This is a genomic window from Muricauda sp. MAR_2010_75, assembly GCF_000745185.1.
Taxonomy (GTDB): domain Bacteria; phylum Bacteroidota; class Bacteroidia; order Flavobacteriales; family Flavobacteriaceae; genus Flagellimonas.
On record NZ_JQNJ01000001.1, the window covers coordinates 3672575 to 3688251 of the forward strand.

17 protein-coding genes are annotated in these 15677 nt (G+C 41.2%); 16 read left to right on the forward strand and 1 reads right to left on the reverse strand.

Translation table 11 applies throughout. The features are described 5' to 3' along the window. Positions 1-5 precede the first annotated feature (5 nt). From FG28_RS16490 to FG28_RS16565, 16 genes are all read left to right on the forward strand, one after another. Complete coding sequence (locus FG28_RS16490; protein ID WP_036384734.1) at positions 6-2036, forward strand: VWA domain-containing protein; 2031 nt, start codon at positions 6-8, stop codon at positions 2034-2036. A gap of 9 nt (positions 2037-2045) precedes the next feature. Continuing rightward, entirely contained in the window at positions 2046-2861 is an 816-nt protein-coding gene (locus FG28_RS16495) for a prohibitin family protein (protein WP_036384736.1), read from the forward strand. A 201-nt stretch (positions 2862-3062) separates the two neighbouring features. Further along, positions 3063-3920, forward strand: a complete 858-nt coding sequence (hisG, locus tag FG28_RS16500; protein WP_036384738.1) for an ATP phosphoribosyltransferase — start codon at positions 3063-3065, stop codon at positions 3918-3920. 12 nt (positions 3921-3932) lie between these two features. Beyond that, the gene (locus FG28_RS16505; RefSeq protein WP_036384740.1) at positions 3933-4373 is read left to right on the forward strand and encodes a GNAT family N-acetyltransferase; all 441 of its coding nucleotides are present in this window, start codon (positions 3933-3935) and stop codon (positions 4371-4373) included. Continuing rightward, the gene (hisD, locus tag FG28_RS16510) at positions 4366-5655 is read left to right on the forward strand and encodes a histidinol dehydrogenase (protein WP_036384742.1); all 1290 of its coding nucleotides are present in this window, start codon (positions 4366-4368) and stop codon (positions 5653-5655) included. Before FG28_RS16505 ends, hisD begins: the two co-directional genes overlap by 8 nt. A gap of 32 nt (positions 5656-5687) precedes the next feature. After that, positions 5688-6737 carry a histidinol-phosphate transaminase gene (gene hisC, locus FG28_RS16515; protein ID WP_036384743.1) on the forward strand — a complete coding sequence of 350 codons (1050 nt, stop codon included), beginning with the start codon at positions 5688-5690 and terminating at the stop codon, positions 6735-6737. Then, positions 6737-7873: a bifunctional histidinol-phosphatase/imidazoleglycerol-phosphate dehydratase HisB gene (gene hisB, locus FG28_RS16520; protein ID WP_036384744.1), complete on the forward strand. Its 1137-nt coding sequence runs from the start codon at positions 6737-6739 to the stop codon at positions 7871-7873. The genes hisC and hisB overlap by 1 nt, the downstream gene beginning before the upstream one ends. A 35-nt stretch (positions 7874-7908) precedes the next feature. Continuing rightward, on the forward strand, positions 7909-8262 hold the full coding sequence (locus FG28_RS16525) for a four helix bundle protein (protein ID WP_036384745.1): 354 nt from the start codon (positions 7909-7911) through the stop codon (positions 8260-8262). 51 nt (positions 8263-8313) lie between these two features. Next, a complete protein-coding gene (gene hisH, locus FG28_RS16530; RefSeq protein ID WP_036384746.1) occupies positions 8314-8898 on the forward strand; it encodes an imidazole glycerol phosphate synthase subunit HisH in 585 nt (194 codons plus the stop codon). After that, positions 8898-9314, forward strand: a complete 417-nt coding sequence (locus FG28_RS16535; RefSeq protein ID WP_036384749.1) for a GNAT family N-acetyltransferase — start codon at positions 8898-8900, stop codon at positions 9312-9314. Before hisH ends, FG28_RS16535 begins: the two co-directional genes overlap by 1 nt. A 1-nt stretch (position 9315) precedes the next feature. Then, positions 9316-10095 carry a 1-(5-phosphoribosyl)-5-[(5-phosphoribosylamino)methylideneamino]imidazole-4-carboxamide isomerase gene (hisA, locus tag FG28_RS16540; RefSeq protein WP_036384752.1) on the forward strand — a complete coding sequence of 260 codons (780 nt, stop codon included), beginning with the start codon at positions 9316-9318 and terminating at the stop codon, positions 10093-10095. After that, positions 10088-10603, forward strand: a complete 516-nt coding sequence (locus FG28_RS16545; RefSeq protein ID WP_036384755.1) for a DinB family protein — start codon at positions 10088-10090, stop codon at positions 10601-10603. Before hisA ends, FG28_RS16545 begins: the two co-directional genes overlap by 8 nt. A 203-nt stretch (positions 10604-10806) precedes the next feature. Continuing rightward, a complete protein-coding gene (hisF, locus tag FG28_RS16550; protein WP_036384757.1) occupies positions 10807-11562 on the forward strand; it encodes an imidazole glycerol phosphate synthase subunit HisF in 756 nt (251 codons plus the stop codon). 78 nt (positions 11563-11640) lie between these two features. After that, positions 11641-12237, forward strand: coding sequence for a bifunctional phosphoribosyl-AMP cyclohydrolase/phosphoribosyl-ATP diphosphatase HisIE (gene hisIE / locus FG28_RS16555; RefSeq protein ID WP_036384760.1), 597 nt, complete (start codon positions 11641-11643; stop codon positions 12235-12237). A gap of 63 nt (positions 12238-12300) precedes the next feature. Continuing rightward, on the forward strand, positions 12301-13464 hold the full coding sequence (locus tag FG28_RS16560) for a VWA domain-containing protein (protein WP_036384762.1): 1164 nt from the start codon (positions 12301-12303) through the stop codon (positions 13462-13464). A gap of 8 nt (positions 13465-13472) precedes the next feature. Continuing rightward, the gene (locus FG28_RS16565; protein ID WP_036384764.1) at positions 13473-14942 is read left to right on the forward strand and encodes a hypothetical protein; all 1470 of its coding nucleotides are present in this window, start codon (positions 13473-13475) and stop codon (positions 14940-14942) included. 12 nt (positions 14943-14954) lie between these two features. Here FG28_RS16565 and FG28_RS16570 read toward each other — a convergent pair whose 3' ends face one another. After that, on the reverse strand, positions 14955-15437 hold the full coding sequence (locus FG28_RS16570; RefSeq protein WP_036384765.1) for a hypothetical protein: 483 nt from the start codon (positions 15435-15437) through the stop codon (positions 14955-14957). Positions 15438-15677: the final 240 nt, after the last annotated feature.

Below are 15677 nucleotides of genomic sequence, written 5' to 3' on the forward strand. Positions count from 1 at the left end.
ATTGGATGGATTTTCGCACGGTACTCCTTATTATTCTTGCAGCGATTACCGCGCTTATCGTAGTTTTCTATCAATATTTCTATAAAAATCCCAGAAAGGGCTGGCTGAAATTTGTTTTGGCCGCATTGCGATTCATCACATTGTTCTGTGCACTTCTGCTGTTGATAAACCCCAAATTCATCAACAGGGACTATTTTTTGGAAAAAGCCAATTTGATTGTCTTGGTAGATGATTCATCGTCAATACAAGAAGCACAAGCAGAAACTCCCATATCTCCATTGGTGGAACAACTCACAACCAATGATGAATTGAACGAACGGTTTTCCATTCACCAATATACGTTTGGAACGACCTTGCAAGCCACGGACTCGCTCAACTTCAGTCAAAGGAACACCGATATTTCCAATGCACTATCCACTGTAAATGAAATTTTTGTTAATGGCACCAATGCGGTAGTATTGGTAACCGATGGCAACCAAACGCTTGGTAGGGATTATGAATATATTGGCCTTGGCTCTAATTTATCCGTAAATCCCATGGTGGTAGGGGACACCACGGCGTATGAAGACATTTCAGTGGGACTGCTCAATAGCAATACCTACGCTTTTCTTCGCAATCAGTTTCCTGTGGAGGCGACCATTTTATACCGAGGTTCACGCCCTGTTTCCAAAACAGTGTCAATTTCTTTGGATGAAAGTCGGGTGTACCAACAACGCCTGAATTTTGATGCATCCAAAAACAGTCAAACCATCAATCCCCTCATAGAAGCTAAAAGTGTGGGGGTGAAGACCTTGAAAATTGAGGTTGAACCCCTGGAAAATGAAAAAAATCCATTCAATAATGGCAAGGAAACAGCCATCGAGGTCATTGACGAAAAAACCAATGTGTTCATTGTTTCTGATATACTTCACCCAGACATAGGCGCATTGAAAAAATCAATTGAAGCTAACGAACAGCGTTCCGTGCGCATCGCAAAACCAAATGCTGCTTCAGATCTGGAAGATGCGGACATTCTAATTCTATATCAACCCAACCGAAATTTCAGAGGCATTTACGACTATGTTTCAAAATCGGGTAAAAGTATTTTTACCATTACTGGGTCCAAAACCGATTGGAATTTTTTAAATCGGACCCAACAGAGTTTTGCGAAAGAGAACATTAATCAGACCGAAGATATCATACCTATACTAAACAATGCTTTTGGCGTATTTGGTCTTGGAAATTTCAATGTGGATAATTTTCCTCCGCTTAGAGGGAATTTGGGAAATATCGACCTACTGAAAAATGGGGAGACCCTGCTTTATCAACAGATTAAAGGAGTGGATTTGGACCAACCACTGCTTGCGGTCTTAACGGAAGGAAAACAACGGGAAGCGGCCCTGTTTGGTGAAAATATCTGGAGATGGCGGGCCCAAACGTATCGCAACACCGAAAGTTTCAACAATTTTGATGAGCTTATGGGTAATCTTATGGTCTACTTGGGCAGCAATGACCAACGAAGCCGTTTGGAACTGGATTTTGAGTTAGTCTATGACAATGCAAGCATGGCCCGGATAAGGGCGTCTTATTTTGATGAAAGCTATCAATTTGACCCTGATGGTTCTATTACCATTGCCATTCAAGGCCAGAACAACAATTTCAATCGCGAATCGCCCATGCTGCTCAAAGGTAATTTTTATGAGGTGGACTTGAGTGACCTTGAGGCAGGAGAATATCAATTTACGGTAACGGTTTCAGGAGAAAACCTAAAGCGCTCTGGATCCTTTAAGATTTTGGACTTTAATCCAGAAAAACAACTCATCTCATCCAATCACTCTAAATTACAACGCCTCGCAGAGAAAACTAATGGAAAACTTTACTTTCCAGATAAGCTGGATGAACTGGTGGATGAGCTATCGACCTCACAACGCTATCTTCCGATTCAAAAGAGCCAACAAAATGTTGTATCTTTAATAGATTTCCGTATTTTATTGGGACTGATTGTCCTAGCTCTTGCCCTGGAATGGTTCATCAGAAAATACAATGGATTAATATAAACTATATATATGGACAGATTACCAAAAATTGCTTTGCCTGCCATTGCGGGCATTATTATTCTCATCATATTTATTTCGAGATCAACCGTGACCATAGGTTCCGGTGAAGCCGGAGTGCTCTACAAGTATTTCGGTGGAGGTGTTGTTACCGATGAGCCTCCTTTGGGAGAAGGTTTTCATTTGGTCGCCCCTTGGAACAAGGTATTTATTTATGAAGTACGTCAGCAGGAACAGCTTGAAAAAATGAATGTGCTCTCCTCCAACGGACTGGATATTAAGCTGGAAGCTTCCGTTTGGTTCCAGCCCAAGTATGAAGAACTTGGGAAATTGCACCAAGAAAAAAGCGAACAATATATTGAACGTGTTTTATTGCCTGCAATTCGGTCCGCCGCACGTAGTGTTGTGGGGCGTTATACCCCGGAGCAGTTATACTCCAGTAAACGGGATGCCATTCAACAGGAAATCTTTGAGGAGACCGAAAAAATTGTAAGCGCCCAATACATTCAGTTAAACGAAGTATTGGTGAGGGATGTAACCTTACCACCAACCATTAAGGATGCCATTGAACGCAAATTAAAACAAGAACAAGAATCGTTGGAATACGAGTTTCGATTGGTGACTGCTGAGAAAGAAGCAGAAAAAGTCCGAATTGAAGCACAAGGTAAGGCAGATGCCAACCGAATACTCAGTGCGTCACTAACAGATAAAATACTTCAGGACAAAGGAATAGATGCAACACTAAAGCTTTCAGAATCGCCAAATGCCAAAGTGGTGGTAGTGGGGTCGGGTGATAATGGATTACCATTAATTTTGGGAAATAACTAAATAAGGCTTTTTTGATAAAAAAATATATCCTACTTTTGGAGTGAAATGAGAAACAAAAACACATATCATCATTTGTATACTTGCCCTCAAGCGAGATAGAAATGTATTGTTGTTTTTAAAAATATAATTCTAACCCGTTTGAGAAATCAAGCGGGTTTATTTTTTGTACCTATTTGATTTTTCAGACAAAACGATTGAAAAATGACAAAAATTAGAATTGCCGTCCAGAAGAGTGGACGCTTAAATGAGGATTCACTCAAAATCCTCAAGGACTGTGGCATCAGCATTGACAATGGAAAAGACCAACTAAAGGCCACAGCCATGAATTTTCCGTTGGAAGTATTTTATTTACGCAATGGCGACATCCCCCAATATTTGCGGGATGGGGTGGTTGACATTGCCATTATTGGTGAAAACGTACTTATTGAAAAAGGCCAGGACATTTCCGTAGCCGAGAAACTCAACTTCTCAAAATGTAAAGTGTCTTTGGCCGTTCCAAAGACGGTCAAGTACAATTCGGTGAAAGATTTTGAAGGCAAAAAAATAGCTACTTCCTATCCCAATACGGTCATCGAATACCTTAAATCAAAAGGAGTTACGGCAGATTTACACATTATCAATGGCTCTGTGGAAATTGCTCCCAATATTGGTTTGGCCGATGGTATCTGTGATATTGTTTCCAGTGGAAGTACCCTCTTCAAAAATAATTTGAAGGAGGTAGAGGTCATATTAAAGAGTGAAGCGGTACTGGCTGTTTCTCCGTTAATTTCGGAAGAACGAAAGGAAATCCTGAAGAAAATGCAGTTCAGGATTAAATCTGTGCTCCAGGCCAGACAGAACAAGTATGTGCTTTTAAATGCTCCCAATGACAAATTGGATAAGATTATTTCCATTTTACCAGGGATGCGAAGCCCCACGGTATTGCCCTTAGCTGAAGAAGGGTGGAGTTCTGTACATTCCGTCATTAAACGGGACACATTTTGGGAAGTCATTGACGAACTAAAAAAAGCCGGAGCCGAAGGCATTTTGGTGTGTCCCATTGAAAAAATGGTCATGTAAGAACATTGAGGTATGGAAACACAATTTACCATATCGTGGATTCCCATTGAAAACCTGAAGAGTATTCTGCCTTTGGCCTACATACTCAATGGGGAACAAATTTCAATGGAAGTTTTGCAAGATCGATTATCAGAGATGATCCCGATGGGATACAAATGCATTGGCGTCTATCATGGCGATGAATTGATCGGAATTTGTGGAGTTTGGATATTGAACAAGCTCTATGCCGGCAAACACATAGAACCAGATAATGTAATTATATCGCCAGATTATCAAGGTAAAGGCATTGGAAAGCTCATGATGGATTTCTTGGTGGATTATGCCCGAGAAATTGGTTGCGAAACTGCTGAGGTCAACTGTTATGTTAAAAACGAAAGAGGGAAGAAGTTCTGGGAAACCCATGGGTATGTGCCATTGGGTTTCCATATGATCAAAAGATTGAAGGATGAATAAAATAGTTAATCCAAATAAAGAGGATTGGCAGCAATTGTTGCAGCGTCCAACCCAAACGGTGTCGGATATTGAGCAGACCGTGAACACCATTTTTGAAGACGTAAAAAGGGGTGGGGATACTGTTGTTCAAAAGTATACGGAACAATTTGACAAGGCCAACCTGAGTTCGCTTTTGGTTGGTGCCAACGAAATTAGGGAGGCATCTGAATTGGTTTCCGAGGAACTGAAACAGGCTATCCACTTGGCAAAATCAAACATAGAAAAATTCCATGCTGCACAAAAAACAGCCAAAGTTGAAGTGGAAACGATGCCTGGAGTACAGTGTTGGCAAGAAAAACGACCCATACAAAAAGTGGGATTATACATTCCTGGTGGAACAGCTCCTTTATTTTCCACGATTTTAATGCTTGCAATTCCTGCTAAATTGGCAGGATGTAAGGAAATTGTGCTGTGCACGCCGCCCAACAAAGATGGAGAAGTGAACCCGACTATTTTATATGCGGCCAGCCTTTGTGGCGTGACCCAAATTTTTAAGGTTGGTGGCATTCAGGCCATCGCAGCCTTGACCTTTGGTACGGAATCCATTCCTAAAGTGTATAAAATTTTTGGGCCGGGAAATCAATATGTGACCGTGGCAAAACAATTGGCCACTAAATATGGCGTAGCCATAGATATGCCTGCTGGGCCAAGTGAACTTTTGGTCGTGGCCGATGATTCTGCAAATGCCGCTTTTGTGGCCTCTGATTTATTAAGTCAGGCCGAGCATGGTGTGGACAGTCAGGTCATTTTGGTTTCCACTTCAGAAAAAATGCTGGATGATGTGGAAAGCGAGATTGAAGAGCAGCTTATAGCTTTGCCCAGAAAGGAAATTGCAGAAAAATCCATTGCCAATAGCAAATTAATTTTGATGAAGGATGATGAAATTGCCATAGACCTTATCAATGAATATGGCCCTGAGCATTTTATTGTTTGTGTGAAGAATGAGGTATTTTACCTTAACAACATTCAAAATGCAGGGTCAGTGTTTATTGGGAATTATACCCCGGAAAGTGCTGGGGATTATGCATCGGGAACCAATCACACACTGCCCACAAACGGCTACGCCAAGCAATATAGCGGGGTGAATCTGGATAGTTTTATGAAGAGTATGACCTTTCAGAAAATATCCGAAAAAGGAATGGGAAAAATTGGGAACGCCATTGAGTTAATGGCCGAAGCCGAAGGCCTACAAGCTCATAAGAATGCGGTAACCCTCAGATTAAATAGTTTAGAAAAGAATTAAAGTCAGGTCGAGCGTAGTCGAGACCTTAAAAAATGAATAAGATATTCAACATAGTTTCATTGACCAGGGAGAGTGTAAGAAATCTAAAGCCCTATTCCTCCGCTCGGGATGAGTACGTTTCCGATGGTTCTGAAATGATTTTTTTGGATGCCAACGAAAACCCCTTTGAAAATGGGGTCAACCGCTATCCAGACCCCTATCAGAGAAGTTTAAAGTCGCTTTTGGCAGAGCAAAAAGGGGTTTCTGAGACGAACCTATTACTTGGTAATGGGAGTGACGAAGTTTTAGACCTTATTTTCAGGGCCTTCTGTGAACCGAATCAAGACAACATTATTACATTGCCACCCACCTATGGCATGTACAAAGTCCTATCTGGTATCAATGCTGTAGAAAATAGGGAAGTATTGTTGAACTCGGATTTTGAACCCAATGTCCCTGAAATCTTGAAGACCGCTGATAAAAACACCAAGCTGTTATTCATCTGTTCGCCCAATAATCCCACAGGAAATGCATTTTCCAGAGAAAAGGTGGGCGAACTATTGGAGAATTTCAATGGATTGGTGGTGATTGATGAAGCCTATATTGATTTTTCGGATCAAGAGAGTTGGTTGACCAACTTAAAAGACTATCCTAATCTGATTGTTACCCAAACGCTGTCCAAAGCATACGGCATGGCAGGAATTCGATTGGGAATTTGTTATGCATCCGAAGAAATCATTGCCATCCTCAATAAAATCAAACCGCCTTACAATGTCAATCAATTGACACAGCAGCAAGCCTTGATACGCGTGTTGAACCAAGATGCTGTTGATAAAGAAGTGACACAGATTTTACGAGAACGGGATAACTTGATTGTCGCATTGAAAAGTGTGCGATTCGTTCAGGAAATTTACCCCACCGATGCCAACTTTGTTTTGGCCAAAGTGGATAATGCCAATCAACGGTATCAAGAATTGTTGGAGGAACGAGTAGTGGTCAGAAACCGGAGTACACAACCGCTGTGCGAGAATACGCTTCGGTTCACTGTAGGAACTCCAGAAGAAAACAAAAAACTGATAGCCATTTTAAAAAAATTGGGATAATGGGCAAGAAAGTACTTTTTATCGACCGGGATGGGACCATCATCAAAGAGACGGAAGACGAGCAGATTGACGCTTTTGAGAAAATATCATTTTATCCAAAAGTGTTCACCTATTTAGGGAAAATTGCCAAAGAACTGGACTATGAATTGGCCATGATTACCAACCAAGACGGGTTGGGAACCGATATTTTTCCGGAGGAAACCTTTTGGCCCGTGCATAATTTTATTTTGAAGTCTTTTGAAAATGAGGGGGTTGTTTTTGACCAAGTTTTTATAGACCGTACCTTTCCAAAGGACAATGCCGATACCCGGAAACCGGGAACAGGAATGCTCACTTCCTATTTTTCGGAAGAGTATGATTTAGGGAGTTCTTTTGTAATCGGTGATCGTCTCACGGACATTGAATTGGCTAAAAATTTGGGGGCCAAAGGTATTTTCATCAATGATGAAACCCACTTGGGAACGGGAGAAATCACCGTGAAACGTGACGAATTGGATAGCTACATCGCTCTGGAAAGTAACGATTGGGAAAAGATTTATGAGTTTTTAAAACTAGAAAATCGAATTGCGGAAATATCCCGCAAAACAAATGAAACTGATATTTACATCAAGCTAAATTTAGATGGAACCGGCAAAAGCGACATACAAACTGGTCTTGCTTTCTTTGATCATATGTTGGACCAATTGGCGCGCCATGGCCAAATGGATTTAACCATAAAAGCTGATGGCGATTTGGAAGTGGATGAACACCACACCATTGAAGATACGGCCATCGCTTTGGGTGAAGTGTTTTCAAAAGCTTTGGGAAATAAACTTGGTATTGAACGCTACGGTTTCTGCTTACCTATGGACGACTGTTTGGCCCAAGTTGCCATTGATTTTGGAGGACGAAATTGGCTGGTTTGGGATGCCGATTTTAAACGGGAAAAAATAGGGGAGATGCCTACGGAGATGTTTTTGCACTTCTTCAAATCCTTTACTGATGGAGCCAAGGCCAATTTGAATATTAAAGCGGAAGGCACCAATGAGCACCATAAAATCGAGGCTATTTTTAAAGCTTTTGCCAAATCCATCAAGATGGCGGTAAAAAGAGATGCGGAGAAAATGGTACTGCCTTCAACCAAAGGAATGCTTTAAAAGGGAGAAGTACGAACTAAGAAGTACGAAATTCTATGAAGAAAGATTTAAAAGATAGAACTAAGGCCTTTGCCATAAGGGTTTGGAAATTGTGTTCAAGTTTTCCAAAGTCAAGAGAGTTCAATGCCTATGTGAATCAATTAATACGGAGTTCAAGTTCTGTAGGTGCGAATTACAGGGCCTCCCAAAGAGCTAAATCGAGAGCTGATTTTATCAACAAGCTTAAAATAGTTGAAGAAGAAATAGATGAAAGCATGTACTTTTTGGAACTGCTAATAGAAACGAGTAAAGAGAATATTTCAGAAATGAAATTAATTCACGCTGAAGCCAATGAAATTTTGGCCATAGTAGTTTCTTCAATCAAAACAGCACGAGCAAATGGAAAATAATAAAAAGAAATACCTACTTCGTACTTTCAGCTTCAAACTCCGTACTTCGCTATGAAAATAGTCATCATTGATTACGGCGCAGGAAATATCCAAAGCATCAAATTTGCCATCAAACGGTTGGGCTATGAAGCCGTTTTGAGCCATGATGTGGCGGAAATCCAAAATGCCGATAAAGTCATTTTCCCAGGGGTGGGGGAAGCGAGTTCTGCCATGTCAAAATTGCGAGCTACTGGTTTGGACAAAATCATTCCCCAATTAAAACAACCGGTTTTGGGCATTTGTTTGGGGATGCAGTTAATGTGCAGGTCATCTGAAGAGGGTAATACAAAAGGCCTTAACATTTTTGATTTGGATGTGGTGAAATTCTCCAAAACCGTAAAAGTACCGCAAATCGGATGGAATCAAATCACCAACTTGAAGACAGATTTATTCCAAGGAATTCCAGACAAATCCTATGTTTATTTGGTGCATAGTTTCTATGCTCCTCTACATGCAGAAACGATTGCTGTTTCGGAATATGGGCTGTCTTACAGCGCTGCCTTGCGGAAAGACAATTTTTATGGAGTACAATTTCACCCCGAGAAAAGTAGTGATGTAGGGAGTAAGATACTAAAGAATTTTTTAACGGTCATTTGATGGACTATTACATTTCAACCGATAAGGATAAATTGGATATCCCAAAAATTCACGAACAGGTCAAAAGCACCTATTGGGGAGGTTATCGCACCTTGGGATTGACCACCACAACCATTGAGAGCTGTTTGTGTTTTGGATTATATACCCAAGAAGATGAGCAAATTGGTTTCGCCAGAGTCCTAACAGACAAGGTGGTTTTTGCCTATCTTATGGATGTCCTGATTTTTGAACCTTATAAAGGGAAAGGCCTGGGAAAACTATTAGTGAGACATATTTTGGAACACCCAGACATTAAAAACGTTTTCACCGTTGCGTTGAAAACCAAAGATGCTCATGGATTATATGAGCCTTTAGGATTTTCAAGAGTTGGGGATTCCGAGATGTGGATGGCCATGGACAAAGCAAAATACGATTAACATGAGATTGATTCCTGCTATAGATATTATTGATGGAAAATGCGTTCGTCTTTCCAAAGGGGATTATGGCACAAAAAAGATTTATAACGAGAATCCTTTGGAAGTAGCTAAAGAGTTTGAGGCGCACGGTATTCAGTATTTGCATGTGGTGGACCTGGACGGAGCTAAGTCCAAGCACATCGTCAACCATAAGGTATTGGAGGCCATTGCATCCCAGACCAGCTTAAAAATTGACTTTGGAGGGGGATTGAAATCCGATGAAGATCTATATATTGCCTTTGAGAGTGGTGCCCATCAGATTACCGGGGGTAGCATCGCGGTCAAGGACGAAGAAACGTTTTTGGGATGGTTGGAAACCTACGGTTCGGATAAAATCATTCTGGGAGCCGATGCGCAGAATGAGAAAGTGACCGTATCTGGATGGCAGGAGGAATCCAACCAAGAGTTGGTTCCCTTTATCCAATCCTACCAAAAGAAGGGGGTTAAATATGTGATATGCACCGACATTAGCAAAGATGGGATGTTGGAAGGGCCTTCGTTTGAACTTTATAAAAGAATCCTGTCCAAAACCATGAAGCACGAAACATTGGTTACGGGCAGTGGTGTAGAAGATGTGGAGACCATTGGTATTAATTTGATAGCCAGTGGTGGCATTTCAACTTTTGATGAACTCCCCGAACTCGCCGAAATAGGCTGTGAGGGCACCATAATTGGCAAAGCCATTTATGAGAATCGAATCAGTTTAAAACAATTGGAACACTACATTGTTGAAAATGGATAAAGAAAAACAGCTTCAGGAAGAAATCGTTTGGAATGCAGGGTATCGTATGAACGAAAGCCTGCGCATGATCAAAATCTGTTTGGACCGGCTTTCGGAAAAAGCGGTTTGGCAAAAACCGAACGAATCATCAAACAGCATTGGGAATTTGATAGTACACCTTTGCGGAAACATTACCCAATATGGAATAGCTTCCATTCAGAACTTGGAAGATAACCGCAAACGTGACGAAGAGTTTTCTACAACTTCTGGATATTCCAAGGACGAATTGATTCAAAAACTGAGCGATACCATTGATGAAGCCAAAAGGGCTTTCTACGAGGCACCGTTAGAGGAATTACTTCGTAAAAGATCGGTCCAAGGATTCAATTTTTCAGGAGTGGCCAATATCATTCATGTTACCGAGCACTTGTCCTACCATACAGGACAAATTGCACTATGGACCAAGCTATTGAACAATCAAGATTTGGGTTTTTATGATGGCGTGGACCTCAATGTAAAGAACGAATAACGTCATTCCGAACTTGTTTCGGAATCTCATCATGAATAAATCAATGTTTAATGAGACCCTGAAACAAGTTCAGGGTGACGACAATTTAGTATGGATATTTAAAGTATAAAGTGTCATGCTGAACTCGCTTCAGCATCACATACAAAGGATATAAATAATTTACGGAAACCCCTAAAACAAGTTCGGGGTGACGAACAAAAACTATGCTCACAAAACGAATTATACCTTGCCTGGACATCAAAGACGGAAGAACCGTAAAAGGGGTCAACTTTGTTGACCTTCGGGATGCCGGCGACCCAGTGGAACTCGCTGCCATTTATGCGAAAGAAGGTGCTGACGAACTGGTTTTTTTAGATATTTCTGCCACTGAAGAAAAACGGAAGACGCTTGCAGAGTTGGTCTATCATGTGGCCGAAACCATCAATATTCCGTTTACGGTGGGTGGTGGAATTTCATCGGTGGAAGATGTGGACATCTTGCTGAAAAATGGAGCTGATAAAGTTTCCATCAATTCATCCGCGGTAAAACGTCCCGAACTCATTAATGAGTTGGTGGCTAAATTTGGCTCCCAATGTATTGTAGTCGCCATTGATGCCAAACAAGTGAATGGTAATTGGAAAGTCCATTTGGTGGGAGGCAAGGTTCCTACGGAGATTGACCTTTTTGAATGGGCTAAAGAGGTTGAAAAAAGAGGGGCGGGCGAAATTCTGTTCACCTCCATGGACCATGATGGCACTAAAAACGGGTTTGCCAATGAGGCCTTGGCCACATTATCCGAGTTGGTAAACATTCCTGTAATCGCTTCAGGTGGTGCGGGAACCGTTTCACATTTTACGGATACCTTTACAAATGGAAAAGCAGATGCAGCTTTGGCAGCAAGCGTTTTCCACTTTAAAGAGATTGAAATAAAGGATTTAAAGAACGAATTAAAAGGAAAAGGAATTCCTGTAAGAATTTAATATGATGCCACACCAAGCTGTCATCCTGAGCGCAGTCGAAGGAGCAGTCGAGATGTAGTGTATTCCAAGAATAAAAAAATGAAAATAGACTTCAACAAAAACCCAGACGGACTGGTACCTGCCATCATACAAGATTCGCAGACCAAAAATGTTTTGATGCTGGGCTATATGAACCAAGAAGCCTTGGAGGAGACTCAGAAAACCAAAAAAGTCACCTTTTACAGTCGTACCAAGCAACGGCTGTGGACCAAAGGAGAAGAAAGTGGCAACTTTCTAAACTTGGTTGATATCAAATCGGATTGTGATAGTGATACACTTTTAGTTACTGTAAATCCGGTTGGACCAACTTGCCACAAAGGCACCGACACCTGCTGGGCTGAGGAAAATGTTCAAGAATATGGTTTTCTATCCGCTTTGGAAGAAATTATCACTTCCCGAAAAAATGACCCCGAAAATCCAGATAGTTATGTCGCTTCATTGTTCCGAAAAGGCATCAATAAAATTGCCCAAAAAGTGGGCGAGGAAGCTGTGGAGACCGTGATTGAGGCCAAAGATGATAACGAGGAACTATTCTTAAATGAAAGTGCAGACCTTTTATTCCACTATTTGATTTTGTTGCAGGCCAAGGGCTATAAATTGCATGATATTGCCCAAGTACTTCAAAAACGCCATTGAACAAGAGCGTTAAGTTTTTTTTAAAGGCCTAGTCGTTACACGGAAATACCGTAATTTTATGTAATGGCTATGAACACAAGAAAAGGGTTTCGTTTTACTACTTACGAAGCCCCAGACCAGACCCCGTTTGAAAAACTCTTTGAGATTTTTCAAGAACTCATTACACATACTTCTGGCGATGTTGAGGAAGCTTTGGATTGGCTCCGTGAGTTGGACAAGGAATATGAACTCACTGATGAGGACTACACCATCGATGATTTTATAGAAGACCTTAAAGCAAAAGGATTCATCCGCGAGGAATTTGACATGGATGACCGCGAAGGGGGTGAAGGTGAAGAGGGCGAAGAAGGCGGCGGACCAGGAAATCTCTCCATTACGGCTAAACTGGAACGTGTGCTCCGGCAACGTGCTTTGGACCAAATCTTTGGAAAGCTCAAACGAAGCGGTGCCGGAAATCACCGTACTGGAAAGTCGGGCAGGGGAGATGAGCATACCGGTGATTTTAGGGAATACCGTTTTGGAGATTCCTTGGAAAGTATTTCCATGACCGAAAGTTTACGAAATGCACAGGTCAATCATGGTTTGGACAGTTTTTCCTTGAATGAGGACGATTTGGTGGTGGAAGATACCCATTACAAGGCCCAAATGAGTACCGTGTTGATGATCGATATCAGCCACAGCATGATTTTGTACGGTGAAGACCGAATCACCCCAGCCAAAAAAGTGGCTATGGCGCTCGCAGAATTGATTACTACGCGATATCCCAAAGACACTTTGGAAATTTTGGTATTTGGAAACGATGCTTGGCCCATTCCCATTAAGGATTTGCCCTATTTGAAAGTCGGGCCATACCACACCAATACCGTAGCCGGATTGCAATTGGCCATGGATATGCTTCGTAGAAAACGGAATACCAATAAACAAATATTCATGATTACGGATGGAAAGCCGTCGTGTTTGCGTTTGCCCAACGGTGATTATTACAAGAACAGTGTTGGTTTAGATGAGTACATCGTGGAAAAATGCTACGCGATGGCCCAGCAGGCTCGGAAACTTCATATTCCCATTACCACCTTTATGATTGCCCAAGATCCCTATTTAATGCAATTTGTGCGTGAATTTACCCAAGCCAACAAAGGCAAAGCCTTTTATACGGGACTTAAAGGATTAGGGGAGATGATTTTTGAAGATTACGAACAGAACAGAAAACGAAGAATTAAAGGATAAACTAGTATATGAAATTGGATCATACCAAAATCAAAACTTTAGGAGACTTAAAATCGGCAGGGTACCAAAGTAAGAGCATCAAAGATGAGCTACGTGAAAATCTCCTGAACAAAATTTCAAAAGGAGAAGAAGTATTTGAAGGCGTTTGGGGTTATGAAAACTCTGTAATTCCCGAATTGGAACGCGCGATTCTTTCCCGACACAATATCAATCTTCTTGGCCTTCGAGGACAAGCCAAGACCCGTTTGGCTAGATTAATGGTGCAGCTTTTGGACGAATGGATGCCCATTATTGAAGGTTCCGAAGTGCATGATGACCCACTCAAACCAATTTCTCGATATGCCACGGAGCTAATCAAGGAGAAAGGCGATAAAACGCCCATAGGCTGGATTCACAGAAACGAACGGTTTTACGAAAAACTGGCTACGCCAGATGTTACCGTAGCCGATTTGATTGGTGATGTGGACCCCATTAAGGCCGCAAACCTAAAACTTTCGTATGCGGATGACCGTGTAATCCATTTTGGGATGATTCCCAGGGCCAACCGCTGTATTTTTGTGATCAATGAGTTACCCGACCTTCAAGCGAGGATACAAGTGGCGTTGTTCAACATCCTTCAGGAAGGGGATATTCAGATTCGTGGGTTTAAATTGCGGTTGCCGTTGGACCTTCAATTTGTATTTACGGCGAATCCAGAGGATTATACAAATCGAGGAAGTATTGTAACCCCGTTGAAAGATAGGATTGGCTCCCAAATTTTGACCCACTATCCAGAAAGTATCGAAATCGCCAAGAAAATCACCAAGCAAGAGGCCCAACTGGACCAAAGACAATCGGACAACATTTATGTGCCCGAAGTGGCAATGGATGTTTTGGAGCAAATAAGCTTTGAGGCCCGGAATAGCGAATATGTTGATGCCAAGAGTGGGGTTAGCGCCCGAATGAGCATTACCGCTTTTGAGAATCTGCTGAGTACCGCTGAACGCCGTGCTGTTCATTCCGGTGATACAAAAACTTCCGTTCGATTAAGTGATTTTATGGGTGTAATTCCTTCCATCACCGGAAAAATTGAATTGGTGTATGAAGGCGAGCAAGAAGGTGCCGGTTTTGTTGCCGAAACCTTGATTGAGGATGCCATAAAATCCCTTTTTCCCAGTTATTTCCCCAAAATAGACAAACTTCAGCGCAAAGAAGCAGAAACCGAATACGACGAATTGGTGAACTGGTTTTTTGATGGCGAAGGATTTGACCTACTGGATGATGATTCCGATGACGACTACAAAACCAAACTGGATTCGGTAGGACCACTCAATAATCTTTTAAAGGAATATCAACCCTCTATTTCCAAAGAAGATAGCTATTTTATGAAAGAACTATTGCTCTGGGGATTGGTAGCCCATAAAAAGCTGAGCAAACACCGTTTTACCAAAGGGATTCAGTTTAAGGATTTATACGGAAGTTATATCAGAGGACTCTAAACCTTGACAAAACTATTGCCAGATATTTAGATTGTCGTTGTAGTTCTCAAAATTGTACACCCCAATATATCGTTTCCTGAGCCAAAACGTATAAAGCGACAATATGGGCAATATGCTGTAAAGAACAAGCGTAAGAGTGGCCATAGGTTTAAAGGAAGTAGGAATGATATGTTCACCGTATGCTTCAACGGAGTTGAGAACCATTACGCTATCATAGATTTTAAAAAAATATACAATAATGATGGCGTATAGCACATATTCAATATTCCGCATTTTAGGGTCTGGAAGCTCATCTTCCGAAATTTTGAACCATATCACGTACAGATAAAGAAAATGTACCGAGCTAAGTATGGGGAATATGTAATTGTCTGGTTTTGTAAAATAGAATTGATTGGTATAAACACCATAAAAATTCAAAACAATCAAAATCAACAAAACTGCTAAACTAGCCAGAATGTTCCTTTTCCAAGTGATTATTTTTGAAAGTGTATTCATATCAAAATAAGGATTTGGGACTTTATTTTGATGTAAAGAAAGGGTTTTTAGGTCGTATTGTTTTAAACAAATCGATGAACCGAGGACAATGTTGGATAACCCGAAAAAACCGATGTGAAAACACAATTTTCAGTGATGTGTGCAATAACTTTCCTTACTCGTAAATCCAACCGCCTGATTCATAAGATCATAAAATCTATGTATCCATATTTTTTGTATTTTGGATAAAACACGGGTTGC

Excerpts from the sequence above, each read along its gene's own strand:
- FG28_RS16490 (WP_036384734.1), top strand. The coding sequence starts at position 6 with ATGGATTTTCGCACGGTACTCCTTATTATTCTTGCAGCGATTACCGCG.
- FG28_RS16495 (WP_036384736.1), top strand. The coding sequence starts at position 2,046 with ATGGACAGATTACCAAAAATTGCTTTGCCTGCCATTGCGGGCATTATT.
- hisG (WP_036384738.1), top strand. The coding sequence starts at position 3,063 with ATGACAAAAATTAGAATTGCCGTCCAGAAGAGTGGACGCTTAAATGAG.
- FG28_RS16505 (WP_036384740.1), top strand. The coding sequence starts at position 3,933 with ATGGAAACACAATTTACCATATCGTGGATTCCCATTGAAAACCTGAAG.
- hisD (WP_036384742.1), top strand. The coding sequence starts at position 4,366 with ATGAATAAAATAGTTAATCCAAATAAAGAGGATTGGCAGCAATTGTTG.
- hisC (WP_036384743.1), top strand. The coding sequence starts at position 5,688 with ATGAATAAGATATTCAACATAGTTTCATTGACCAGGGAGAGTGTAAGA.
- hisB (WP_036384744.1), top strand. The coding sequence starts at position 6,737 with ATGGGCAAGAAAGTACTTTTTATCGACCGGGATGGGACCATCATCAAA.
- FG28_RS16525 (WP_036384745.1), top strand. The coding sequence starts at position 7,909 with ATGAAGAAAGATTTAAAAGATAGAACTAAGGCCTTTGCCATAAGGGTT.
- hisH (WP_036384746.1), top strand. The coding sequence starts at position 8,314 with ATGAAAATAGTCATCATTGATTACGGCGCAGGAAATATCCAAAGCATC.
- FG28_RS16535 (WP_036384749.1), top strand. The coding sequence starts at position 8,898 with ATGGACTATTACATTTCAACCGATAAGGATAAATTGGATATCCCAAAA.
- hisA (WP_036384752.1), top strand. The coding sequence starts at position 9,316 with ATGAGATTGATTCCTGCTATAGATATTATTGATGGAAAATGCGTTCGT.
- FG28_RS16545 (WP_036384755.1), top strand. The coding sequence starts at position 10,088 with ATGGATAAAGAAAAACAGCTTCAGGAAGAAATCGTTTGGAATGCAGGG.
- hisF (WP_036384757.1), top strand. The coding sequence starts at position 10,807 with ATGCTCACAAAACGAATTATACCTTGCCTGGACATCAAAGACGGAAGA.
- hisIE (WP_036384760.1), top strand. The coding sequence starts at position 11,641 with ATGAAAATAGACTTCAACAAAAACCCAGACGGACTGGTACCTGCCATC.
- FG28_RS16560 (WP_036384762.1), top strand. The coding sequence starts at position 12,301 with ATGGCTATGAACACAAGAAAAGGGTTTCGTTTTACTACTTACGAAGCC.
- FG28_RS16565 (WP_036384764.1), top strand. The coding sequence starts at position 13,473 with ATGAAATTGGATCATACCAAAATCAAAACTTTAGGAGACTTAAAATCG.
- FG28_RS16570 (WP_036384765.1), bottom strand. The coding sequence starts at position 15,437 with ATGAATACACTTTCAAAAATAATCACTTGGAAAAGGAACATTCTGGCT.